This is a genomic window from Williamwhitmania sp. (assembly GCA_035529935.1).
Lineage (GTDB): Bacteria > Bacteroidota > Bacteroidia > Bacteroidales > Williamwhitmaniaceae > Williamwhitmania.
This window is the reverse complement of the sequence record DATKVT010000095.1, coordinates 1-23,614: the sequence shown is the minus strand read 5'-3', so window position 1 is coordinate 23,614 and position 23,614 is coordinate 1. Positions and strand designations below refer to the sequence as shown.

The following is a 23,614-nucleotide window of genomic DNA, read 5'->3' as shown; positions in this document are numbered from 1 at the left end:
GGCGTATCTGGCTATCGAAATCAATGTCATTATCTGCTGGAAGTTGAATTTCTCCATTAACTACTGGAATATCATTAGTGTAAGTAAATACGCTAATTGTTGGTTTTGCTACTCTAAATGTTCTTATATCAAGGTTGTTATGTCGGCCAATGTTATTATTGCTAGTAACTGCACCATTATCAGTATTAATGGAAGCATTTGATTACGGTTAACCCCTATTGGGCAACTTTAAATAAATCGGTTTGGTTTTCATCTATTTCATCGTAATTTTGAAAACAAAAGTGCATGCTTACTGCTGTTATTATTGATGATGAGCAAAATGCCATTAGCGTTTTATCGCAGTTGCTCAAGGATTTTACCAATACTCCAGTTAAGGTGCTGGGAAGTGCCCATAACCTCGATGAGGGTATCAAGCTAATTAACTCAACCAAACCTGAGTTAGTTTTTTTGGATATTGACATGCCCAACAAGAGTGGCTTGGAAATTTACGACTACTTCAAAGAGCCTCAATTTAGGGTCATTTTTGTCACCGCCCATAGCCAATATGCAATTGAAGCCCTTAAGAATTCAGCAACGGACTACCTTTTAAAGCCCATAAACTTTTTGGAACTCAGGGAGGCCCTTCAGAAGGTCGCCCATGAAATTGAGGACGAACAGCAGCAGCGGGAGCTCGAGGATAGGATTAATGTACTTACAACCGCTGAAATGCCGGGCGTGAATGTGGTGCTCGATGTTGAAAACGGTTTTATAATGGAGAGCACCAAGAATATTGAATACTGCTACGCCGACCAATCCTATGCCGTAATAGTGACAAACCTAGGGAAAAAGATAACGGTTACAAAAACGCTGAAGAGTATGCAGGAAGTACTGCCAGCAATGCATTTCTATCGAACGCACAAATCGTATCTGGTTAACATTTTCTATATAAGAAAGTTTGTAAAGGCCAATGAAAGCTATGTTTTGCTTAAAAGCGGGATGAAAGTCCCCGTATCGGTGCGAAACAGCACAATAATTACCAACGACATCAAGAAAATGTTAGCCCATTGATAAATAGACTTCTATTTTTGCTTTTGGTGCTGTTAATCGCTATCACACACACCAGCATGGCTCAGCAAAAGCCCACCGCACACTTTACCGAGGAGGATGGTTTGGCGGGCAATGTGGTTCATGACATTAAGGCCGACAGGTTCGGGAACCTATGGATTGCCACTGAGAAGGGGCTATCGTGCTACAATGGCAACAGTTTTAGGAACTTCTACAAAACCGATGGGCTACCCTCCAACGCTGTGTGGGCAGTGGAGTTCGATAACCAAAACAACCTTTTTGTTGGCTGTTACAGATCTGGATTGGCTGCAATTAGGAACGATTCGGTGGTGAAAATTCTGCATACCAATGGGCCTTACCCCAACTCATTTCGAAGCCTGCATTACAGCAGCTGTTTTAAGACTTTGCTGGTTGGAACAGATTACGGGCTTTTTAATCTTCAAGACACCACGCTCATTCCGGTTGAATTTCCGAAGGATTCAGAAAAAAAAGCAGCCACTACGTCAATTGCTGAGGGCGGTGGACATGTTTTTTTTACCAATTTAGGATGGAAGTTGAACGGTTTGTATAAGCTAATGGTTGAAGGCAAAAATAATCGCAAGTTTTATGCCAAAAGGATTTCAGCCAATGGGCACTTTGCTTCGGCAGTAATGAACGACTCCCTATACTATAATGGAGGAAATCTGATTTACTCTTGCCCACTCACCAATGTTAATTTGACGCGAGTTTATGCGCCAGTTGATAGCCAGTTCCTTATTTGGACTATGATGCCATACCGTAACAAGGAGCTGTGGCTTGGTGGTTGGGGCGAAGGGAGGTTTAGGGGTTCTTTTGGCAAGCTTGTTTTCGGGGATAGCTATTCTGAAAAGCCCATTAGTATAAATGCTCAATCGGTTTGGAAAATTTATGAGGAGCCCAAATCCAAAACCGTTTGGATTGCTTCCGATAACGGACTCTACTGCGCCTACCAATCGCCCTTTACGGAATACTCCTGTAGCAAGAATGGCAACATTCTCGATATGGCTATTGTGGGCGATTCTACTATGGTGCTTACCGAGAAGGGCGTTTTCCTTTTTAAGGAGGGGCAACTTGTTAAAGTAATTGATGGTACTGTGATGCTAAATAGGGTGTTGCGAACTTACAACAAGATATTGGATAAGACTGATGAGCGGTTTGGCAATCTGTTCAGTTCGCATCGGACGATTGAATTGTCTAACTTTTTGGAGAACGATGGACAGCTCTATGTTCAGACTACTAAGGGGATTATCTCCATTCCAGACCTGAAGCAATACATTGCCATTGGCCTGGGGGCGGTTAAGTTGATTAAGGGCCATGCTGCCTACTCCGGAGTTCTCTACCAACCGCTTTGCTACCATCCGTCCCTCAGCTTAAGCAGAGTGTTGGACTACGATACGCTAAGAGCACCAAACGGATTACTGAATGAAATTTTTAAGATTGTTGAGTCGAAAGGAGTTTTCTACTGTGCTTCTAGATTTAATGGGGTGTATGCCATAAGGCATGAGCGGATATATTCGCTGAACGATTCCAACTCATCCCTCGACAACAATCTCACCGATATTGCCAAGGATGACGGTGGCAATATTTGGTGCTGCTCTGCCAACGGCAACCTGTTGGAGCTGGGCCTTTCCGATAGCCTATTTGTTCGAAAAATACTTACACCTCAAAATGCTGGTATTACAGGCACCTACTGCAACTGGCTAATATTTACGGGTAAGGAGCTATTGCTATCTACCAACTTGGGGTTGAATATTTTTAGGTTAGATAGCCTAAAGGGTAAGCAGCCACAGGTGGACCATTTTTACAACTCCTACAATGGCTATGATGCCATATCGGCGGTGGGGCCAATTAGGGACAGGTTTGGCAATGTGTACGTACACACCACCGACAGGATTATTAAGATTAGTCCCGACCGTGAGCTTAAACAGCAGCTAAATATTCTAGTGCAAGGTGTTTTCATAAACGGAAAGGCAGCGCAGCTCGCCGAAATTGAGGATCAGTCTCTACCTTTTTCTACTCACTCAATCGAGCTGGAGTTTTGTGTGATTAAATACCCTTCGGCAAAAAACATGAGCTATAGCTACCGGGTGAATGATGGAGGCTGGGTTGTTGGCAGTAAGGTTAACATGGAGTCGCCACGATCGGGCAGCTATACCGTTACTCTGCAGGCGTTCGATAAGGAGAACAGAACCGTGTATCTCAAGACCATTTCGTTTAAAGTGAGGTTGCCGTTTTGGCTCGAGCTTTGGTTTTTGGTTCCCCTCGCTTTGCTCATCATCCTGTTTATTTTTCTTATTGTAAAAATCCGTATTATTCGACTGAACCAACAGCACGAGGAAAGGTCGGCCCTTATTACAAGCAATTCAGAGCTGCAGCTGCGCTCCCTGCAGCTGCAAATGAACCCACACTTTATATTTAACTCTCTGCAATCGATTCAGGGATATGTGCTCGACCGAAATGTTGAGGAGGGATTAACGTTTATTGGCAACCTTTCCAGCGTGATACGGGCCAACCTTGCCAATGCTGCAGAGGAGTATATTCCTCTTTCAGCAGAAATTGAATTTTTGAAAAAATACGTTGAGATTGAGAAGATACGATTCCAGAATACGTTTCAGGTCACCTTTTCAAATAAGCTGGACGACTGGAATGTTATGCTGCCCCCGATGCTTATACAACCGCTTGTGGAAAATGCCATAAAGCACGGCGTCCGAAACCATGCTGGCCGTGGGTTAATAAAGGTAGAAATTTCGAAAAACGATAACCAGTTGGTTATTGCAGTTGAGGATAATGGCGTTGGTAGGGAGTATACCAAAAACCTGAAAAAATCGGATGGCAACGGAAAGGGTTTGGATATTATAGTGCAACGCCTCAATTTACTAAACGCCAGAACCCGCACCAACGCTCACAAGCTGGAGTTTGTTGATTTAAGCCATAACGGGCTACCAGCCGGTACAAGGGCAATTATTCAACTTATCTACCAGCTGCAGGAGGGTTAGCAAAATCTGCCTGCTATCTTTCCACTTTTCCCCATTACGTTAAACCCAAAATATTCTACGTTAAATAAACCGACTTTAGGTTGGGGTAAGGGTGTGATATATTTGGTTGAGAAAGTTGGGTTGAAGAGGTGCTAATTCAATCAAACCACAATACAAATAGTATAGTGGGCAATCAAGAAAAACATGGTTAGATACTAATTTTTCAAGTAATGAAAGTATTTACAAAAAAATGATGTTGTTATGGAAAAGTTTAAAATTGGCCAGCGGGTTAGACTCGCAGTTGATAATGAAGTTGTCTATGAAATTATTGAAATTCATCCAAATGTTCAAAAGGGGATTAGAATTCGAGCTTTAGGGTCAGGAACTTTTGTGCAAGTTAGTGCAGATGAAATTGTTTTAATAAAAGGTTAAACGAATTAATTAAGCGAAAACAGCACGTAATACATATGCCTTATGAAAGAAGTTGAGCAAATGATAGATGAAATTGTCGACCAATCAAACGGTCAAAAATGGAATTTCACAAAAACTAAGGCAACAATTGTCGATTTCGACAATAAAATGAAAGATTTATATTCGAATGACACAATAGATAGATTTTTCGTTAAGAGTAATAATGTTAACAATATTAATAAAGTTGTTGAATGGTTGGGTACTCGATTAGATGTTGAAAGAATACCAATTTACTCACAGGAGGAACAATTGAATTCGCTATTTATAACCCAATCTCAGGAAAGACCTACGTATTGGATAATATTTTTTAGGCTCTGCCCAAAAACAATTTGACGACTTCATACAATGATTAATTATGGTTCTGCAATTACAACTTTAAAAACTTAAGAATTATGAATGTACTTGATTTAATGAATGATTTGGATGATCAAAAGATTCGCATCCTAGGCATTAATTTTGATAATGATAATAAAGCAATTGTAATACTGCTAAAAATCTTTGATTTGAAGCATATTCTGACTGCTCATGAGATTCTAAAAAATAATGCTAAGGAATTCACTGCGAATGGTTTTAGTCTGGCTGTTAGATATGAAATATCAATTTAATATTACGAAATCGGGTATAGATGTCCTTATCCGTGCCAATCGGACTGTTGCTAGCGTAAAAATAGTAAACCTTAACCCTGCTGCAAGGAAGAGGTTCTGGTAAAAGAGCATTACTTCTGGATATGACGTGTAATCAGGCTTCTCCCGAACTTATCAAAGGAGGCTAATGTGGAACTATAACCCATTGTCAATAGAGTGATAATGGCAATTGTAACAATAGGTATTTTTCTAAAATAATAAGTCATGAAGAAAATTACAACTTTATTCATCTTAACAATTTTAATGATGTCATGTAGTAATTTCTCAAATGTCAAAAAGCGAGACATTTGTGGGAAAAGATATACAAGTAGCATTCCAAGTCCAATAACCGAAGGTGTTAGTGATGATACCGGGACAACTCTTAATTGCGATGGTACTTTTGAATCGGGTGAGGTTACACGTATGACTGGGCAAAATACTGTCGATAGAAATCATTTTTCAGGTACTTGGCAATTAATTAATGGCAATATTCCAGAAGATGTAATAAATGCTGTAAAAAAGTACGGAATTGACGGCACAAATTATTCAATTATTAAATACTCGAGTAGTAATGGTGTTAATGATTATTGTGTGTATTATCCATCATCTTATGACGGTTCTCCTACCTTAGCACCTCTCAATGTGTCATGTGACCCAAATAATGCTGGTATATATGGTGGTTCTCCTGATGAAAATTAATATTTAAAAGAATGAAAAAGATTGGCTGTGGAGCTATAGTAATAATAGTTGTAATGTTGGCTATTTTTGGCTCATTTTTTAAAGTTGATATTAAGGATGAACAGGCTGTAATAAAAGATATGCAAGGAACTTGGGTTGGTTACGACCATGAAGATGGCGTATATACTCACTATAAGTTACAAATAGTTGGAACGAACTTCAAGGGGTGGATGCAAACTGCTTATACCGATGATGAACCATCATGGTCTTCACAACCAGATGAAAGTGGCACATTTTCACTAAGTCCTGTTCAAGGTTATACAAACGCTACCGGCAAATATAGAAATATCAATTTTGATAAAGCCGGAGGTAGTTATGGTGATAATTCGCTGGTGGCAAGAGCATTTACCAATATGATTATCTATGACGATGGTAATGGCCTTTACGTTGCAGGTTGGGGTTCGATGAAAAAGAAAGATAAATCCTAAAGAAGGGACTAATTTGAATATTATTAATGCATTTAAATTAAATAAATATGAACTCAGCAGAAGAAATTAATAGACTTAAGAAACTTTTAGACCAAGGAGCTATAAGTGAAGATGAATTTCAGACCCTGAAAAAGAAAGTTCTATCAAAAGCGAAATTTCTTCATTCTGAAGAATCGTCAATTTTAAAAGATGGGTCAAATCAAGAGAATGAGGTGTTAAATACAGAAGGGGTGAACGATTCCAATCTAGAAATTAAAAATTCTGAAAATAAAGCATTTCCCAAAGACAAGATTGCACAATACATCAGTATTGCTTCATTAATATATTTAGTTGCAATGGGAATTTACTTAGGTAGTCTTGATAATTCTTACATTTCAATTCTCTTAATAATACCAATTTCAATAGTTATCTACCTTTTTTTGTTTAAAGCACTTCAATTAAAGTTTTCCAAACTGATTTCTTCATTAATAATGCTAAGTTTCCCTATTTTAATTATGGCTTCTCAATTCTTCAATGTCAATCTATACTCAAAGTTTACTTATAATCCCAATATTAAACGAGTTATTACTTATCAATACAATGCCCATGGGGAGAAAATCCCTTATGAAATTTACTTCATTCGAAAAGATTCATTTGAAATAGTTGGGGGTGATACAATTTACCTCAAGACAGGTATGCATGAACTGTTTGATGAAAATGGGATTGCCAAATCAAAAGGTCTTGTGGAAAATGGTATCATGAGAGGAGAGTGGTTTGCAAAAGACAAACAGATAGCATTCTATTGCAAATTTGATAATTCTATAAACTATGATTCTATTCTATTAATAACTAATCATTTTAACACTCAAAAAGAATATTATGAATCTTATTCAATGGATATTAAAGTTGGTAAAGATAAAATCGTTACTAATGGTTTTTTAGATGGTAGTTTAGGTGAAGAAAAACTATATGGTGTATTTAATGGTAGTTTTTCAATATACTATAATGATAGAATCTATGTGAATGGGAGATTTAAATATGGTTATTTAGATGGTATCTGCAAATACTATACCCCTGAGGGGAAAATATATAAAACTATAAATTACAAAAATGGTAATCCTTTTGATTTAACAGTTATTGACGAAAATATTAAGACTGAACCAGTACAAGAAATGAACGGTAGAGAAAGAATCGTAACTTCAAAATTGTTTAACGGTAATTATCATGGCAGTTGTAAGTATTACGATAAGTACGGTGAAGTTATTGCTGAAGGTCTATACGTAGATGGTAATAAGCATGGTAAGTGGAAGTACTATGGAAGGTTCGAAGCGAATTACTATTCTTCAGAAGAATATATTCTGACAAGTATTGAGAACTACTACAATGGTCATTTACATGGTTTGCAAACCCATTATTGGTCGGCTAATGGGCATTATTCTGATGAAATAGGAAATGTAGTTAATTACACCGAAATGTATCGATATGGGAAAAGACATGGGAAGATGACTAAATATTCAAGTAGTGAAACCAGAAAATCAAAAAAGATATGGTACACAGAGGATTGGATTGATGGAGAATTAGTAGAAAATTCAACGAAATATTATTAACCCGCAAATCGCTTATGCCACTCATCTTCTGCTATTTAAAAACAATCAAAAAGGTTTTTAATGGCTGGGCAAAAAAGAGGGACGCTCAACAGGCATCCCTCTTCAAATTAGTGCAAGAACTATCTTACTTTTTAGGAATTCGCATGCTGTAGAACGACCTCCACACAAATACCAGCGCGATAATTAGGAATATTACGCCTACGTATGGAGCAATGTCGCGGAAGCGCTCCGAAATGGCAATCTCCATGGCAAGCAGACCAAACAGCGTGGTGAACTTGATAATGGGGTTGAGCGAAACGGAGGAGGTGTCCTTAAATGGGTCACCAACGGTATCGCCTACAACGGTTGCCTCATGGAGAGGGGTTCCCTTCTCCTGAAGGTCTACCTCTACCACCTTCTTGGCATTATCCCAGGCACCACCAGCGTTAGCCATAAAGATGGCCTGGAACAATCCAAATACGGCAATGGAGATGAGGTAGCTGATGAATAGAGATACCGATGCTGCCTTAACCGGATCACCCGTTCCGGAAGGAGCCGACATAAACGAGAAGGCAATGGCAAACGAGAATATGGCAATAAAGATGTTGATCATCCCCTTTTGCGCATACTGGGTGCAGATCTTCACCACCTCCTTGGAGTTCTCGGTGCTGGCCGATGCGCTGGCTCCGGGATCGAGGTTAATGTGCTGCTTAATATACTCTACGGCACGGTAAGCTCCGGTAGAAACGGCCTGGATTGATGCACCGGTAAACCAGTAAATAACTGCACCACCGGCAATAAATCCAAGGATCGACCATGGATTGAGCAGGTTAAGCACCATCTCGGGCTGAATACCAAGGGTGTTTTTGATCACCAGAATTAGCGAGAATATCATGGTGGTGGCACCTACAACCGCCGTTCCGATAAGAACAGGCTTAGCGGTTGCCTTAAAGGTATTCCCGGCACCATCGTTGGCTTCGAGGTAGTGCTTTGCCTTTTCAAAATCGGGTTTAAACCCAAAATCCTTTTCAATTTCGGCAGCAACATTTGGTCTTCCCTCAATGAGCGAAAGTTCATACACCGATTGTGCATTATCGGTAACCGGTCCGTAGCTATCTACTGCAATTGTAACTGGTCCCATGCCCAAGAATCCGAAGGCCACTAAACCAAATGCAAAGATGGTTTCGTAGCCCATAATGGCATGTAGACCAAATTGGCTAAAGAAGTAGGCTAGGAACATAAGCACAAAGAATACCATGCCCATCCAGAAGGCGCTGAAGTTACCGGCAACCAAACCCGAGAGAATGTTGAGAGATGCTCCACCTTCGCGGGAAGCTTGAACAACCTCGTTCACGTGCTTCGACTTTGGACTGGTGAAAATTTTGGTGAACTCCGGAATAAGCGCAGCACCTAATGTTCCACAGCTGATGATCGAGGAGAGTACGAGCCATAAGCTGGAATCATCGGTTCCAAGAACAGTTCCTGGACCAATTAGAATGTAGCTGATGGCGTAAGTAACTAGGATAGACATAATGGAGGTGATCCAAATGAGGTTGGTGAGTGGTCGCTCAAAGTCGATATCATCCTTGGTGCTATAGCGGAGGTTGCTGATGTATCTGTTAATCCAGAACGAAAAAATGGAGGTGCCAATCATGAGGATACGCATGGCGAAGATCCAGGTGAGCAGCTCCGTTTGGTATTGAATGCTGGTAACCGAAAGAACGATGAAGGAGATGAGAGCTACGCCGGTAACACCATAGGTTTCAAAACCATCGGCGGTTGGTCCAACGCTGTCACCAGCATTGTCACCAGTGCAGTCGGCAATAACGCCGGGGTTGCGCGGGTCGTCCTCCTTAATGTTGAAGGCAATCTTCATCAGGTCCGAACCAATATCAGCAATCTTGGTGAAGATACCTCCTGCAATACGAAGGGCGCTGGCTCCAAGCGATTCACCAATGGCAAAGCCAATAAAGCTGGCACCGGCATACTCCCGAGGAACAAATATCAGTATGGTAAGCATCATAATGAGCTCCACCGAAATGAGCACCACACCAATGCTCATACCTGCATCCAACGGAATGTTGAGGAGTTTGAGTGGTTTGCGCTCGAGGGAGGCGAAGGCCATGCGGCTGTTGGCGAGGGTATTCATGCGAATTCCAAACCATGCAACACCATAGGAGCCCAATACCCCAATTACCGTCCACATGAGGATGAGCATTACACCTCCAAATGAGGTGCTCTGGAGCCCTCCAAAGTAGAACGAAATAAATAGGGCAATAAAGGTGAAAAGAAGAATTAAAAACTTGCCCTGCTGCAAAAGATAGGTTTTGCAGGTTTCGAAGATAATTTGGCCAACTTCAAGCATTGAAGAGTGTGCCTTTATTCTTCTTACTTTCAAAAACTGGTATATTCCGAAGACAAAACCAAGAATGCACACCAGAATGCCGATCATTAAGAGATGGTTTTGCCCTGCACTCAGCTCGGGGATCTTTAGGTCGGCCTCACTGGCAGATGCAGCCAAGGGAAAGAGTAGGGTCCCCATTAGGCCAAGCAGTAATCCTTTTTTCATAAAGTTTGTTTTTTGAACTAGTTATAAATGTTTAGGTCGATTTTTATCGTATTTAACATTGTGGCAATTCATGACAAGGATCAATATAATTTTCCCTCTAAAATAGCGAATGAATGAATAGGATGACCAAATTACCTTTTCTTTTTTCTATTCAATATAATTTTAATTGGCCGAATCAGGTTGCTGCAATTGAATTCTATTTTTATTCTCATGGCGTTGAAGCATGGATAGAAAAGGATGATGTTTCTTTTGATAGGCACTTAGCAATGCTTGCTTTGCCTGATAAAAATTGATATATTGTGGAATAAAGAAGGATGAGTCGGGAACGTTAAATTATGCAAACGATGCCTAGTGATTAGGGCTTCTTTCTAACTTTACGTTCTTTTTTCTGTTTACAAATGCGCCTAACTGATAATCTATGCAGCACAGCCATGTATTAAAGAGATTGACAGCCCAGCTTGGCTTTCAGAAGTTGATTTCTGAAAATCGAAAAATGCTCATTCAGTTTATCATTGCTGCATTTTTCCTTTCGGTGGCCATATACTTTTTCCTTCACCAGGGTGCGGAATTTCAGAATATCAAGAGTGCTCTAACCAACGCAAGTGCATCTTGGGTACTCCTAGGGCTGGTAATAACCTTGACCTATGTTTTGTTGCAGGCATTGATGTATGTCTTCAGTTTTCGATCGCTGGGCTGTAAAATTGGGTTTCGAAACGCCATACTTCTTTTCCTTAAACGAAATTTTATTAGCATTTTTTTGCCGGCAGGAGGTATCTCCTCGTTGGCCTTTTTTACCAAGCCCATTGAAAAGCAGAATATTTCTAAAACGCAGATTCACATTGCCTCGAGCATCTATGCTATCGTAGGAATTGTCTCCGTTATTTTAGTGGCTATTCCCAGCCTCCTCTACCTTGCTATTACTAAAAATCTTTCGAGCGGGGAGGTGTATGCATTTACTGGAATAGTCGCCTTTGTTGCCCTCTTATATTGGATTTTTCGATCGGCCATTAAGGGACGTGTGGTGTATCGAATCATTGTTCGGTTTAGTCCTCAGTTTGCGTCGGTTATTGAGGAGGTACAGGCTCAGTCGTTCAAGGTAAAGTCGTTTATCTTAACCATCATCACCTCTGTCTTTATTGAGTTTTGCGGAATAGGTCACCTATGGATTGCCATGAAGGCATTGGGTTTTGTAGGTAGCTGGGAGGCTGCAATAATCGGCTACATCGTATCCATACTTTTTCTCCTCCTCTCGCCATTTCTCCGAGGTCTTGGAGCCATAGAACTCTCGTTAGCTTTTATCCTCACCCGGTTTGGCTTTTCCACCATGGAGGCTGTTTCAATAACATTCCTTTACCGGTTCTTCGAGTTTTGGCTCCCGCTAATTGGAGGTGCCCTCAGCTTTGTGCTTGTTCGCAATAGTCTCGTTCTTCGAGTAGTACCATCGCTTCTAACTTTCTTTTTGGGTGTGATAAACATTGTGTCGGCTGTTACACCTGCCATTCCAGAGCGTTTTGCACTTATCCGAGATTTTTTACCCATGTCCGCCATCAATGCATCGGTTTACTTTACCCTTGCGTCCGGAATATTCTTGCTAGCCACCTCAGCCTTTCTGCTAAAGGGATTGCGCATAACTTGGAATGTGGCCATGGTGCTGGCCATCGTTTCCATTGCCGCCAACCTCACCAAGGCTATCGATTATGAGGAGGCAATGTTTGCCATGCTTCTTGTGCTGTCGCTGTGGTTAACCCGAAAGCAGTATTATGTTCGTAGCAATCCCTCGCTGCGAATTCTAGGAGTCAAGACAGCCCTGTTCTCGGCGGCGGTGGTTATGCTCTACGGAATTGTGGGATTCTACTACCTCGATAAGAAGCATTTTCATCATGATTTTAGTTTGAGCCAATCGGCTTACTATACCGTGCAGGGATTTTTTCTGCAAAACCCTCCCGACTTGATCGCCCATGATAAGTTTGCCAGAAACTTTCTTCTATCCATCAACTTTGCCGGTATTAGTTCAATTGCCTTTCTGGTTTATACCCTATTTCGCCCTTATGTGTTCAGGGATGAAAAGGAGGAAGAGGCACTGTCTCGGGCAACAGGTATGGTGCATCGCTTTGGAAATTCCTCACTTGACTACTTCAAATATTCAACCGATAAGCTTTTCTACTTTACCACTTCGGTTGATGGGTTTATTGCCTACCGCATTACCGGGAATTACGCCGTAGTGCTCGAAAATCCGGTGTGCCAATCAAGGGAGGATATGAAGATGGCCGTCCATGAGTTCGATAGGTTCTGCTACCAAAATGGACTTATGCCACTGTTTTATCGCGTGCCGGAGGAGTACTTGGAGACCTACCGGAGTATTCATAAAAAGGCCATGCTAATTGGGCAGGAGGCCGTGGTCGCACTGGATGAATTTACAATTGAAGGTCGATCGAGACGATCGATGAGGAGTGCAATTAATCGCATGAATGATGCAGGGTGGAGTTTCAAGGTGTATCAACCACCACTTAAGGCAGGACTAATGCAAAAGTTGAAGGCCGTATCGGACGACTGGCTTGCCGACCAAGGGTATACCGAAATGGTATTTGCCCAAGGAAAGTTTAACAGTGATACGTTGAAAAATCAAACCGTAGTGACCATCGAAAATGCAGAGGAGAAGGTTATCGCTTTTGCCAATATTATCCCTGATTATGTTCCAGAAGAAGCAACCTATGACCTAATCCGCAGGACATCCGATGCCCCTGATGACACCTTGGAGTTTCTTTTGGTTAATCTTTTTTTTCACTTTAAAGATTCGGGATATAAGTATGTGAACATGGGCCTTGCGCCAATGTCGGGACTGGATCGCGCCAAGGATATTTCCGAACGAACCATGCGGTTTGCATACGAGGAGATACGAGTGTTTTCAAGATATAAAGGACTTCGAAATTTTAAGGAGAAGTTCTTCCCAGAGTGGCAAAATAGATATTTGGTGTATGAGCATGGCTACGACTTACTCCAATCGCCAGTTGCCTTGTCTAGGGTTTTTAAACAGTAATATTTGGTCACCATGAAGAGGTATTTAGCACTTATCGCCTTTGTTTTTATAACAATTTCGGGTTATGCTTGGAGTAAAGCCGATACACTTGTTTATAAGCCATTTGGAAGAGTTGTAGTGTTGAATCCTGGTGCAAATCCCGCGGGCGTTGCCATAATTATTTCGGATAAGGGTGGATGGACAAGTGAAATGGATGCAATTGCCAAACGGATAACCGACCAGCACTTAATGGTGGTGTGCGTTGACCTGCGCCACCTGATGACGCTATTTGTGGAGTCGAAGAGCAAATGTCTCTATCCTGCATCAGACTTTGAAAATCTGAGCATATACATTCAGAAAAAGTTTGGATTAAAAACGTATCATAAGCCAATTTTGATTGGAAGGGAGGCGGGTGCTACGCTAACTTATGCATTAATAGCCCAGGCTCCAGCCAATACATTCAAGGGTGGTGTTGCGCTAGGTTTTTCTTCCACCATTGATCTTAACAAGAAGTTTTGTAGAGGATCGGGACTACAATCGTTGCTGAATGCAAAGCATAGCAAAGTATCGGTGATGGCCTCTGCAAAGTTGCTGGCACCTTTTGTGGTGATCCCTTTTGGGAAGGAGAAGGATGGAGAAATTGCGGCGTGTCAAAAGTTCTTTAAGGGTATGGAAAACGCCGATGTGAGCGTTCCCGAAAAGGTTGGCGAAGTAATGGATTGGGAAAAGGTGCTGCTCAGCTCAGTTCAGCGTATTCAAGCGGCAAAACCCTTTGGTGGTTCAGTGCAGCCATCCGAGCCGAACATTGCTGCCTCGGAGATTGCCGATCTTCCATTCTTGGAAACAGATGCTACTAAGGGGAGTAGCCCTTTGATGGCCTTGCTTATTTCTGGCGATGGCGGCTGGACCGATTTTGACCAATCGCTGGCCAACGAGCTGGCTAGTCGTGGAATTCCATCGGTTGGGCTTGATACGCAGAAGTATTTTTGGGAGAAGAAAACACCGGAGGAGACGGCTGCTGCCGCAGAAAAATTGCTGCTGTTCTTCTCCAAAAAGTTTGGGCGCGAAAAGATTTTGCTCATGGGTTACTCCTTTGGGGCAGATGTAGTTCCATTTGTGGCTAATCGGCTTTCGCCAAGTTTAAAAAGCAGGTTAGTTATGGTGGCCATGCTCTCCCCTGACGATAAAACCGATTTTGAGGTTACCATCAGCAGCATGCTCAACCTCGATATGGAGAGTGGTTACGATGTGGCGCCTGAGGTGAAGAAGATGAGCTATGTGCCAAAGATATGCATATACGGCTCCGACGAAGATGAGGAGCAGGATCAGGAGCTGTTTCGTAAACTGGGTGCACAGATCTTGATTCTGAAGGGAGGCCATCACTATGGCGATAGCTACAAAGAGATTATCTCCGCCGTTCTCGCTCCACTAAAAATCAGGTAGCGGCTTCTCTTTTATCAATTCTTGTGCAATCGATTGGCCAACTTTTTCTTGGTGAAGATTGATTTGGCCTGAGTAGTCATTGTCCTGTTAATGTTGGTGGCGAATACATGGAGTTCTTCCGGTTCAGCATGAACATGCACCTCACACCGCGGGATGGCCTCGCGGATATCATCTTCAATCTTGTCGGTAATCATATGCGCTTCACCAATCGAAAGTTCGGGGTCGACATGAATATTTACCTCCACAAACGTATCAGCGCCAGAAGTTCTTACCTTTAAGTCGTGAAAGGCGGTGATTTCAGAAACCTTTGCCATAATTCCCTCCACTTTTCGCCTTGTCTCCTCCGGCACCTTATCGAGAAGCACTTCAATCGACTTCTTCCCAAGCCTAACTGAAATGTAGATTACAATGGCGGCCACCGCTAAAGCGGCAATGGGGTCGGCAAGGTAGATGCCAAAGCTGGCAAAGATTAGGCCAAATAGAACCACCGTGGAGCTCCATATATCGGTGGAGAAGTGTAGGGCGTCGGCTTCTAGCGCTTGGCTATTGGTCTCCTTGGCCACCTTAAGAAGTGCCCTCGACCGAGTAAAGTCAATGGCAATAGAGGTTAGCACCACAACAAAACTCCAAACGTTAATTTCGATAACGGTATTTCCTGTAACCAATCGATGAATGGCCTCATAGATAATCCAAACGCAGGTAATCAACAGCAGAATAGTTTCTAAGAAGGCCGATAGGTTTTCCACCTTTCCATGGCCAAAGTTGTGGTCGTTGTCGGCAGGCTTATCAGAAACTCTTACGGAAAAGAAGGTAATAACGGCCGCAACCAAGTCAAGGGTTGAGTGCAGCGCTTCGGAAAGAATACCCAAGCTGCCAGTCAATACTCCAATAACTATTTTGAAGGTGGTTAAGAATATGGCTGCCAATACTGAAATAAAGGCGACACGCATTTTTTTCTTTTCCATAAACAAATTTTGCTCATGCAAATGTAGCAAAAGATTGATTTTAGAAACAGAATCTGCGTTAGGTTACCTTGTTTTTGGTAGAATGATGAAGGTAGGAATATCGAGAAGGTGCATGGTAGGTAGTTCGGGGTTTAGGTTGTAAGACTATTAGGGAAAAGGCTGTAGGGTAGGCCATTGGCTGAAGATGCGCTACTGCACAATTTCGATCTCCCGACTCAGGGCCCCTACATTTTTCACTATTCACATGTCACTATTTTACGCTTTTCGGCCAACTAGCCAACCATCTAAATCCACTTTTTTATGCGGATTAGCAGCACGCCAACAACCGATAGAATAATAGAGAATGCAAGAATGCTCACAAAGGCAAAGTGGCTATTCTCAAACATGTTGGGCACGTTCATTCCAAAGAAGCTGGAAACCAATGTAGGTATCATTAGGATGATGGTAATGATGGTGAGCTGCTTCATTACGATGTTCAAGTTGTTGGAGATAACCGATGCAAAGGCGTCCATCATGCCGGCCAAAATGTCGCTGTAGATGTTGGTGGTCTGTAGTGCCTGATTTATTTCAATGGTGATATCCTCCACAATATCTTCCGGAATGTTGCTCGATGGAAAATACTTTGGGTTTTTGAGCTTGTTCACTAGCATGAGGTTCGACCGAAGTGATGTATTAAAGTAGACTAGGCACTTCTCCATGAGCAAGAGCTTGTGCAGCTCCTTGTTTTTTGTCGACTTCTCCAAATCTTTTTCAATTTGGTTGGTCTGGTAGTTAATCTGCTTCAGATACTTAAGGAAGGCAGAGGTGGAGTGGTTTATGATGTTGAAAAGGAACTCAACCATGTTGGTATATTCGCTGGTTTTGCGAATGGTGCGCGAAAATACTTCGGAGAGCACATCGTTGCCGTGCTGCGAAATTACGATGAAAGCCTCTTCGGAGATTATAATACCCAGCGGCATGGTAGCGTAGGGAATGCCATTCTCTGGGTTGTAAAATGGAACGCGGTATATGATGTAGATCTTATCGTCCTCAACCTCTATGCGCGATCGCTCATCAATATCCATGATGTCGGTTAGGAAGTCTTCCGAAATGTTGAACGTGGTTCTAAGACTGTTGAGTTCATCCGCCGTGGGAGCTACAACGTTTATTACACTTCCGTTAACAAACGACTGCAGGGGCAGTAAACCATTTTTAATGATTTGCCAGTAATTAATCATTTTCGCTACCTCCATAAATTAAGATCTACAGAGGTTGCAGTTGGCAGTACCTCTCTAGAGCTAGTTTAACCTAAAATTCTCCGCGTGGTAATCGTCCATTATTTGGATAATTTGTTTGATGGCGCAAAGGTATAAAAAAATGGGGCAGATGGTTTAGCTGCCCCATAAATGGTGTTTATTTTTACAACCCCTGCTAATACTAGCCTGCTATTCGTTGAGTTATTTCCCGTTGAACTTTTTCGGCTAACGAATCTGGAGTGTTACCTTCTGGATAAACGGCCGGTAAAAATTTGATATGAACTTTGGTGCCAATCTTCGGAAACTTTGATCCGTGCGGAAGGGCGTCGAATGCTCCTTCAATGGCCACGGGCACCACCGGAATATTTAACTCGGTGCTCAAAATGGCAAATGTCTTTTTAAATTCACCTACCTCGCCTGTAGTGGTACGGGTGCCTTCGGGGAAGATGATGATGTTTCGGCCATTTTTAAGCACCTCTGCCAACTTTTGAATGGACTCCAGTAAATCCTTATTGGTATCCATCACAATTACGTTGTTTGTGTTGGCCATAAATCGCAGAAAACCATTGTTCACGTGTTTTTTCTTAGCGTAAAAATAGGTCTTCTTCATAATCTTTCGTCGAAGAAAAGCTGCCACAAAAAGTCCATCGAAAAAGCTTTGATGGTTGGGTGCAATAATACAAGGACCCATCGGAATATTCTCCATGCCTTCGCCGTGGAAGCGGAAGTAAAGCTTGAAGAATGTTTTGAAAACGTTTTTGAGGAAGTTTTGTGTGGGCCAGGTTTTGGGTAACTTAACGTCCACCTTCTCTCGAAGTGCCTCCGACCAGTTGTGGGTACCCTCCTTAAACCATTTCTTTTTCTCGCTGATGTATTCCGAAATATCCTTTACCGAAGGAAACTTAAGAAGTCGGTCTTCCTCAATAGTTACGCCAAAGGTTTTTTCGATGTAGTCTATCAGGTTCAACTTTCCAAGTGAATCGAGAGCAATGTCGAATTCGATGTGGTCGTTGGGTGAAATGTCCATGTCGACCTGGCTTTCGATGAATGTCTTAACGGCTAGGTATTCTACCGTAGTGGGTTGCGCTACTTGCTCCTTGCCTCGTGTTGGCTTTTCGGCCATTTCAGAAAGTTTAAAGCGCTGAATCTTTCCCAACTTTGTCCTTGGAAGCTCTTCCCTTATGATGGTAAACTGCATTATTCGTTTGTAGGAGCTCAGTTTGCTGTTTAGATCCTGTATAACCTCTTCTCTGAAATATTTTTCAATATCCTTAATCTCTTTCTCTCCAGTGACTTGTAGGTCCGGAAGAATAACCGCGTGAAGTTGGTCGTTGCTCATGAAAACTCCTGCTTCGCGAATGCAAGGGCTTGCCTTTTCGAGCTTGGCTTCCAACTCCACAGGATTAACGTTTTTTCCGTTCGATAAAACAATTATCTCTTTCTTTCGTCCGGTAATGTAGAGATACCCTTTTTTGTCAATGCGGCCAAGGTCTCCTGTATAGAGCCATCCATCCTTTACCACCTCAGCGGTTTCTTCGGGGCGGTTGTAGTAGCCTTGCATTATGTTGGGACCCTTTGCCACAATTTCTCCGTCACGGATTTCAACCTGCATATTGGGCAGTGGTTGGCCGGGGGAGCCAATATGCAGCTTGCCCGGTCGGGTGAAGGTAATCATAGGAGAGGCTTCGGTCATGCCATACCCTTCGAGCACATCGAACCCGAGGTCTCTGAAGAAGCGTCCAACTTCCTTGTTTAAGGCAGCACCACCAGCAACCATTATTTCCAAATGACCTCCAAACCCGTCGTGCACCTTCTTGAAAATTTTTCGTGAAAGCTTTGGGCTGTGAAGCCGGCGAACGATGGCAAAGAGGTTTCGTGCCACAAAACTCGAGTCAAGTTTGGCTTTTAGCCCCTTAAATAGTAGTTCGTAGAGCCGAGGAACGCCAATCATGATGGCTACCTCGTTTTGCTTTAGAGTTTCTAGCAGATCTGATGACTGCATGGAGGGTGCAATAACTACCGATGCACCAACAAAGAGCGGCGCTACTAAGGAGCCGACTAGTGGGAAGATGTGGTGTAGTGGCAGTAGAATGAGAACCTGCCTGTTGGCATCGAAAATCTTAACGTCTTTGGAAACTGCCTCAATGTTTGCCAGCAAATTCCTGAATGAGAGCATTACCCCTTTTGGGTTTCCAGTGGTTCCAGAGGTGTAGATAATTACGGCAGTGCTTTCAATATCCGCTGGCTGATTGACACCTGTTTCCAGACTGTTTTGTGAGAAAGTTTGCTCGTTGAGAAAAGCAATTTCAGGTATATGCTGAAGGTTGGGCTGAATCTTCTCTAGGGCCTCTTTTGTAGTGTTGCTGGCGAAAAGCAAGTCGGGCTTGCAGTCGTTAATGATGTAGGCAACATCATCGGCAGCTGCCGAGAAGTCAATGGGAATAACGGTGCATCCATTCTTCCAAGCTGCATAAAACGCATAAATCCACTCTGGCCTGTTTTCGGCGTAGATGGCTACTCTCGTATAGCCTTTTCCAGAAAAGGTTTGGGCTAATTCCGCAATATGTCCAAAAAGTTGACCATAAGGAATTTTCTCGTTCTTCGAAACGATGGCTACACTACTAATGTTTTCTGCCTTTATCATTTGCAAAATATTTTCAGGTGTTCATCCAATGGCCGAAAAATTTGTGGTCAAAATGTTTCCACAATTACTCTTTCACGAATCACCCATGGTTGGCAAAAGTAGCTTTTTTATTGCTTGCCTATTTTTTTGGTGGGTTGCTGTTTTATCGATGGTCTCATTTTACCGTGCAAAGGCGTTTTTCAAGTGTCAAATATCGACCCTATTGGAGGCATATCCTTATTAAAGGAAACGGTATAAACCATTGTCTGCATTACCTTAATATATAAACAAACAGGCTTGCATTCTGTTTGTTAACTGGGCAATTTTTTGAGGACGATTGCCTCGTAAGGGTTTAACTTAAACTGTAGTTTTTCAAAATAGGTACCAACAGGCAGGTGGGTGGCTGCAACCACAGCCCATTCAATACCACTCTTTTCTGGAATTTCTGCTTCCCTTTCCTGCCCAGAAAAATTGAGTACAACAAGCATCTTCTCACTGCCATAAATCCTTAGGTAGGCGAGTATCCCATTTCTTCCGGTTTTTACAAACTGATGATCGCCAGCTTGAAGCGCCCAACTTTTTTTCCGAAGTTGAATGAGTTTTTGGTAGGTATTCAACAAGGAGTGGTGGTCCTTTTGTTGATCTTCGACATTCACTTTTTTGTAGCAAGGGTCCACCTTAATCCAAGGAGTGGTTGTTGAAAATCCGGCGTAGCGCTCGCTGCTCCACTGCATTGGTGCTCTTGACGGATCTCTTCCTGGATAGATAGGCCAGTAGCGTTTGCCCAGCGGATCACTGATTTGACTTTTAGGTAATTTTAAGTTGGGCATTCCAATCTCTTCCCCGTAGTAGAGAAACGGTGTTCCTTTGGCGGTTAGAATTAAAAATGCGGCTACCCGTGCCTTTTTTGTCTTTTCTCTTCCTTTGCCATAACGACTAATAGCGCGAGGCATATCGTGGTTGGAGAGTACCAGTGCCGGCCATCCGTTCTCTGGAATATGATCGTACCAGCGCTTTAAGCATTTGTAAAACAACTTTGCGCTCCACCAGCGGTAAATGAGCGAGAAATCGAATGCGAGATGCAGTTCGTCATTGTTCTTTCCCAGATAACTCGCTGCAAGTGCTGGATTACCGGGAGGAAAGACAAATACCTCCCCAACGAGCAGTTTGTCTTTGTGCGCATCAAGTTGCTTGCGTAACCGTTTAACCACCTTGTGCGAGATGGCTCTGTTACGGTCGTATTGGTGCTTCTGAATGCCAAGAAGTTTAAGCCAGAATGGATTGTCTCGAAACTTTTTATCTTTTCCAATCCAGTTAATAACATCCAGTCGGAAACCATCTACGCCAAGGTTGAGCCAAAAGGTTATCTCCTGAAAAAAGGTGTCGGCCATCTCCTCGTTGCGCCAGTTTAGGTCGGGTTGTTCCTTAAGAAAGGAGTGCATGTAGTACTGCTCGGTTGATGAATCCCATTCCCAAGCACTTCCGCCAAAAGCTGAAAGCCAGTTGTTGGGCGGCAGAGGTCCCTTGCCATTGGACCAGATATACCAATTTCGCTTTGCATTGCTCCGCGATGCCTTCGATTCCAAAAACCAAGGATGCTGGTGTGAGGTATGGTTCATCACCATATCCATTATAATCCGAATGTTTCTATGATGAGCCTCTTTCAGCAATACCTTAAAATCGTGGAGAGTGCCAAAAATTGGGTCGATGTTCCGGTAGTTGCGGATATCGTAGCCAAAATCGTACATGGGTGATTCATATACGGGAGAAAGCCATACGGCATCGATGCCAAGAGAGGTGAGATAATCTAACTTTTGAATAATTCCAGGGATATCGCCAATGCCGTCCCCGTTGGAGTCATAAAAGCTACGGGGGTAGATTTGGTATACTACCCCATGCTTCCACCATATCCAATTCTTGGATTGCTTCCCTCCTTTGGACATTCTAACCTATGCTAGCTTAACATCCTGAAGTAGTTGGTTTACTATTCTATCGGTGCTGAAGAACTTAGCTCGCTCCAATGCTGCCACTTTAAATGTTTTTTGTAAGTCTGGATTTTGGATGAATTGCCCTATCTTTTTTACCATATCGGTCCTGCTAGGGGAGAGATAGCCGTTTTCACCATCCAGAATGATATCCTTTGGCCCTTTTGTTTTGTAAGCAACAACAGGTAATCCACAGCTTAAGGCCTCGAGCACTACGCATCCAAATGTGTCGAACTTTGAGGGAAGAATGAGCAGATCTGCTGCCGAGTATACATCCACCAATTCGTTATGATCTACCCAGCCAAGGTAAATCGCTTCGGGCAAGGCTTCTTTTAATTCAGGTTCCGCTGGGCCTGTTCCTGCAATGGCAAAGCGAACGGATGGGTATTGTGCTCTTACTTCACCATAAATAGCAGGGAGTTCCATTACTCCTTTTTCGTTGCTAATTCTACCAGCAAATAGAACTACCGTTTCATGCTCTTCAACTCCAAAAATTTCAGCTTTCGACTTTTGTTTTGGTTCAAATCCTTCGTCAGCCCAGTGAGCGGTAAGGAATACTTTCTCAGGCTCAAAGGCCATGCTCTTTCCGGTGAGCCATTTTTGTTGGTCGGTGTTGAGTACAAACAGGCTGTCGAAGCTGCCGTAAAATGCTCGTAGTAATCGGCGAAACCGGTTGAGGTTATGAACGTCGAAATTGAGCACCTTGCGGGCAAACATAATCCAGTCGGTGTGGATGTAGAAGTGTGTGGGGACGGAGTAGGCATTCTTCAAATAGAGCGAAATAAGGCCCATGGCTCCTTCAGTGGAGCACATAATACGGTCATACTCACCATTCAGAAACAGGTCGTGAATTTCCAGCACATTTGGAATACGGACCGGTTGCTGTTCGTAGAACGGGATGTTGAACTCTGCCTGGGGCTTAACAACGATAAGGTGGTCGTCGGGTTCAAGAGTGCTGCTACATACAAGCAGGTCGATAGGTAGATTTCTCCGCTTTATCTCCTGATGAATGGATTTGAGAACGAGTGCTACGCCGTTTTTATCCTCAAAAGTGTCGGTTAGCCAAAGCATTCGCTTGGGGTGACGGAATCGTCCCATTTGGTTAGCAAAGGAGTTGAGTAGCGGCCGTGTATTGTAAATTACGTGAGCGCTAGTAAAGGTCGCTCCTAGTACGAGTGCTGCTGTGAGGAAGGGGAAGGAGAGCCCGTCAAGAAAGGCTGACACGTTCATAGTTGTCATGCCGTTGATTTGTTGTATACCGTTCCCGCTTTTCGAGCTATCAAGGATGGTGCGGAATTGGCTCGGTACCTCAAAACTTTCGATGAGATGGTTGAGGTTTAGTTTCTCTTTGGCTCCGCTCGATAGGAGTGCTTCCAACTTTGTTGTCAGCCGTTGGGCAAGAATGATGTTTAGCTGTTCAAAAATAGCGGAGATGGAGGTTCTAAATGTTTCAACCATCAACTCCGGTTTTTCGTTACGCGTGTCGGCAATTTTTATGGCTTCATCGAAAATGGGCTTATAAACTTTGGGGACAAACCATCGCTTGGTGAAGTGAGGTGTTACACCACAGAAGCATTTGTGAAACATCTCGATGAAGTTCATGGTTATCTTGTGGCGCTTAAGTTCAGCGAAACCGTTGGATACTCCAATGGCAATGAGCTTATCACGCGTAGTTCCTTTATGAAGCAGAATTCTAAGTAGGCCGGGGTCCTTGCTGTAAAGCGCAATTTGAAAAAAGTATTCTAGAAATGCAACGGTGAGCTTTTCGCTGTTGTTGTGGGAGCCATAGGGAGCCATGCGGCCCTCCCGAATTGCCTCCAAGGCAAGTTCCGATAGTGGTTGAGTTTTCCTGCGCTCCTTGAGATTTGGCACATGCAAATAGGTTCCAGCAAGCCCAGCGAATATGCCCATGTGGC

17 protein-coding genes are annotated in these 23,614 nt (G+C 42.8%); 11 read left to right on the top strand and 6 right to left on the bottom strand.

The genetic code is table 11. The features are described from left to right. Nucleotides 1-285: 285 nt before the first annotated feature. The 8 genes from VMW01_07330 to VMW01_07295 all read left to right on the top strand — a co-directional run bounded on the left by VMW01_07330 (nucleotide 286) and on the right by VMW01_07295 (nucleotide 7,883). Nucleotides 286-1,047 (top strand): response regulator, encoded by a 762-nt coding sequence (locus VMW01_07330; GenBank protein HUW06056.1) that lies wholly within the window; start codon nucleotides 286-288, stop codon nucleotides 1,045-1,047. Beyond that, a complete protein-coding gene (locus VMW01_07325; GenBank protein ID HUW06055.1) occupies nucleotides 1,044-4,058 on the top strand; it encodes a histidine kinase in 3,015 nt (1,004 codons plus the stop codon). The genes VMW01_07330 and VMW01_07325 overlap by 4 nt, the downstream gene beginning before the upstream one ends. A gap of 240 nt (nucleotides 4,059-4,298) precedes the next feature. Then, on the top strand, nucleotides 4,299-4,469 hold the full coding sequence (locus tag VMW01_07320) for a hypothetical protein (GenBank protein ID HUW06054.1): 171 nt from the start codon (nucleotides 4,299-4,301) through the stop codon (nucleotides 4,467-4,469). Nucleotides 4,470-4,511: 42 nt separating this feature from the next. Then, complete coding sequence (locus VMW01_07315) at nucleotides 4,512-4,841, top strand: hypothetical protein (protein HUW06053.1); 330 nt, start codon at nucleotides 4,512-4,514, stop codon at nucleotides 4,839-4,841. Between the two features lie 59 nt (nucleotides 4,842-4,900). Beyond that, nucleotides 4,901-5,113: a hypothetical protein gene (locus VMW01_07310; protein ID HUW06052.1), complete on the top strand. Its 213-nt coding sequence runs from the start codon at nucleotides 4,901-4,903 to the stop codon at nucleotides 5,111-5,113. Nucleotides 5,114-5,356: 243 nt separating this feature from the next. Then, nucleotides 5,357-5,830: a hypothetical protein gene (locus VMW01_07305; protein HUW06051.1), complete on the top strand. Its 474-nt coding sequence runs from the start codon at nucleotides 5,357-5,359 to the stop codon at nucleotides 5,828-5,830. 11 nt (nucleotides 5,831-5,841) lie between these two features. Then, nucleotides 5,842-6,297, top strand: a complete 456-nt coding sequence (locus tag VMW01_07300; GenBank protein HUW06050.1) for a hypothetical protein — start codon at nucleotides 5,842-5,844, stop codon at nucleotides 6,295-6,297. A 47-nt stretch (nucleotides 6,298-6,344) separates the two neighbouring features. Beyond that, on the top strand, nucleotides 6,345-7,883 hold the full coding sequence (locus tag VMW01_07295) for an SHOCT domain-containing protein (GenBank protein ID HUW06049.1): 1,539 nt from the start codon (nucleotides 6,345-6,347) through the stop codon (nucleotides 7,881-7,883). A 124-nt stretch (nucleotides 7,884-8,007) separates the two neighbouring features. Here VMW01_07295 and VMW01_07290 read toward each other — a convergent pair whose 3' ends face one another. Then, on the bottom strand, nucleotides 8,008-10,431 hold the full coding sequence (locus VMW01_07290) for a sodium-translocating pyrophosphatase (protein HUW06048.1): 2,424 nt from the start codon (nucleotides 10,429-10,431) through the stop codon (nucleotides 8,008-8,010). 113 nt (nucleotides 10,432-10,544) lie between these two features. Between VMW01_07290 and VMW01_07285 the strand changes: the two genes are divergently transcribed. The 3 genes from VMW01_07285 (at nucleotide 10,545) to VMW01_07275 (ending at nucleotide 14,890) form a co-directional block, all read left to right on the top strand. Beyond that, nucleotides 10,545-10,724 carry a hypothetical protein gene (locus VMW01_07285; GenBank protein ID HUW06047.1) on the top strand — a complete coding sequence of 60 codons (180 nt, stop codon included), beginning with the start codon at nucleotides 10,545-10,547 and terminating at the stop codon, nucleotides 10,722-10,724. A gap of 125 nt (nucleotides 10,725-10,849) precedes the next feature. Then, the gene (locus VMW01_07280; protein HUW06046.1) at nucleotides 10,850-13,468 is read left to right on the top strand and encodes a phosphatidylglycerol lysyltransferase domain-containing protein; all 2,619 of its coding nucleotides are present in this window, start codon (nucleotides 10,850-10,852) and stop codon (nucleotides 13,466-13,468) included. A gap of 12 nt (nucleotides 13,469-13,480) precedes the next feature. Beyond that, entirely contained in the window at nucleotides 13,481-14,890 is a 1,410-nt protein-coding gene (locus VMW01_07275; protein HUW06045.1) for an AcvB/VirJ family lysyl-phosphatidylglycerol hydrolase, read from the top strand. Between the two features lie 14 nt (nucleotides 14,891-14,904). Here VMW01_07275 and VMW01_07270 read toward each other — a convergent pair whose 3' ends face one another. The 5 genes from VMW01_07270 to VMW01_07250 all read right to left on the bottom strand — a co-directional run. Beyond that, nucleotides 14,905-15,855 carry a cation diffusion facilitator family transporter gene (locus tag VMW01_07270; protein HUW06044.1) on the bottom strand — a complete coding sequence of 317 codons (951 nt, stop codon included), beginning with the start codon at nucleotides 15,853-15,855 and terminating at the stop codon, nucleotides 14,905-14,907. Nucleotides 15,856-16,139: 284 nt separating this feature from the next. Then, nucleotides 16,140-17,087, bottom strand: coding sequence for a magnesium transporter CorA family protein (locus tag VMW01_07265; GenBank protein ID HUW06043.1), 948 nt, complete (start codon nucleotides 17,085-17,087; stop codon nucleotides 16,140-16,142). Nucleotides 17,088-17,271: 184 nt separating this feature from the next. Continuing rightward, nucleotides 17,272-19,734: an AMP-binding protein gene (locus VMW01_07260; GenBank protein HUW06042.1), complete on the bottom strand. Its 2,463-nt coding sequence runs from the start codon at nucleotides 19,732-19,734 to the stop codon at nucleotides 17,272-17,274. Between the two features lie 290 nt (nucleotides 19,735-20,024). After that, nucleotides 20,025-21,656 carry an alpha-glucosidase gene (locus tag VMW01_07255; protein HUW06041.1) on the bottom strand — a complete coding sequence of 544 codons (1,632 nt, stop codon included), beginning with the start codon at nucleotides 21,654-21,656 and terminating at the stop codon, nucleotides 20,025-20,027. Nucleotides 21,657-21,662: 6 nt separating this feature from the next. Beyond that, on the bottom strand, nucleotides 21,663-23,614 hold a 1,952-nt coding region (locus VMW01_07250; GenBank protein HUW06040.1), incomplete at its 5' end, for a glycosyltransferase.

Bases quoted from the DNA above. Each gene is read 5' to 3' on its own strand.
- VMW01_07330 (HUW06056.1), top strand. From the start codon at position 286: ATGCTTACTGCTGTTATTATTGATGATGAGCAAAATGCCATTAGCGTT.
- VMW01_07320 (HUW06054.1), top strand. From the start codon at position 4,299: ATGGAAAAGTTTAAAATTGGCCAGCGGGTTAGACTCGCAGTTGATAAT.
- VMW01_07315 (HUW06053.1), top strand. From the start codon at position 4,512: ATGAAAGAAGTTGAGCAAATGATAGATGAAATTGTCGACCAATCAAAC.
- VMW01_07310 (HUW06052.1), top strand. From the start codon at position 4,901: ATGAATGTACTTGATTTAATGAATGATTTGGATGATCAAAAGATTCGC.
- VMW01_07305 (HUW06051.1), top strand. From the start codon at position 5,357: ATGAAGAAAATTACAACTTTATTCATCTTAACAATTTTAATGATGTCA.
- VMW01_07300 (HUW06050.1), top strand. From the start codon at position 5,842: ATGAAAAAGATTGGCTGTGGAGCTATAGTAATAATAGTTGTAATGTTG.
- VMW01_07295 (HUW06049.1), top strand. From the start codon at position 6,345: ATGAACTCAGCAGAAGAAATTAATAGACTTAAGAAACTTTTAGACCAA.
- VMW01_07290 (HUW06048.1), bottom strand. From the start codon at position 10,431: ATGAAAAAAGGATTACTGCTTGGCCTAATGGGGACCCTACTCTTTCCC.
- VMW01_07285 (HUW06047.1), top strand. From the start codon at position 10,545: ATGAATAGGATGACCAAATTACCTTTTCTTTTTTCTATTCAATATAAT.
- VMW01_07280 (HUW06046.1), top strand. From the start codon at position 10,850: ATGCAGCACAGCCATGTATTAAAGAGATTGACAGCCCAGCTTGGCTTT.
- VMW01_07275 (HUW06045.1), top strand. From the start codon at position 13,481: ATGAAGAGGTATTTAGCACTTATCGCCTTTGTTTTTATAACAATTTCG.
- VMW01_07270 (HUW06044.1), bottom strand. From the start codon at position 15,855: ATGGAAAAGAAAAAAATGCGTGTCGCCTTTATTTCAGTATTGGCAGCC.
- VMW01_07265 (HUW06043.1), bottom strand. From the start codon at position 17,087: ATGGAGGTAGCGAAAATGATTAATTACTGGCAAATCATTAAAAATGGT.
- VMW01_07260 (HUW06042.1), bottom strand. From the start codon at position 19,734: ATGATAAAGGCAGAAAACATTAGTAGTGTAGCCATCGTTTCGAAGAAC.
- VMW01_07255 (HUW06041.1), bottom strand. From the start codon at position 21,656: ATGTCCAAAGGAGGGAAGCAATCCAAGAATTGGATATGGTGGAAGCAT.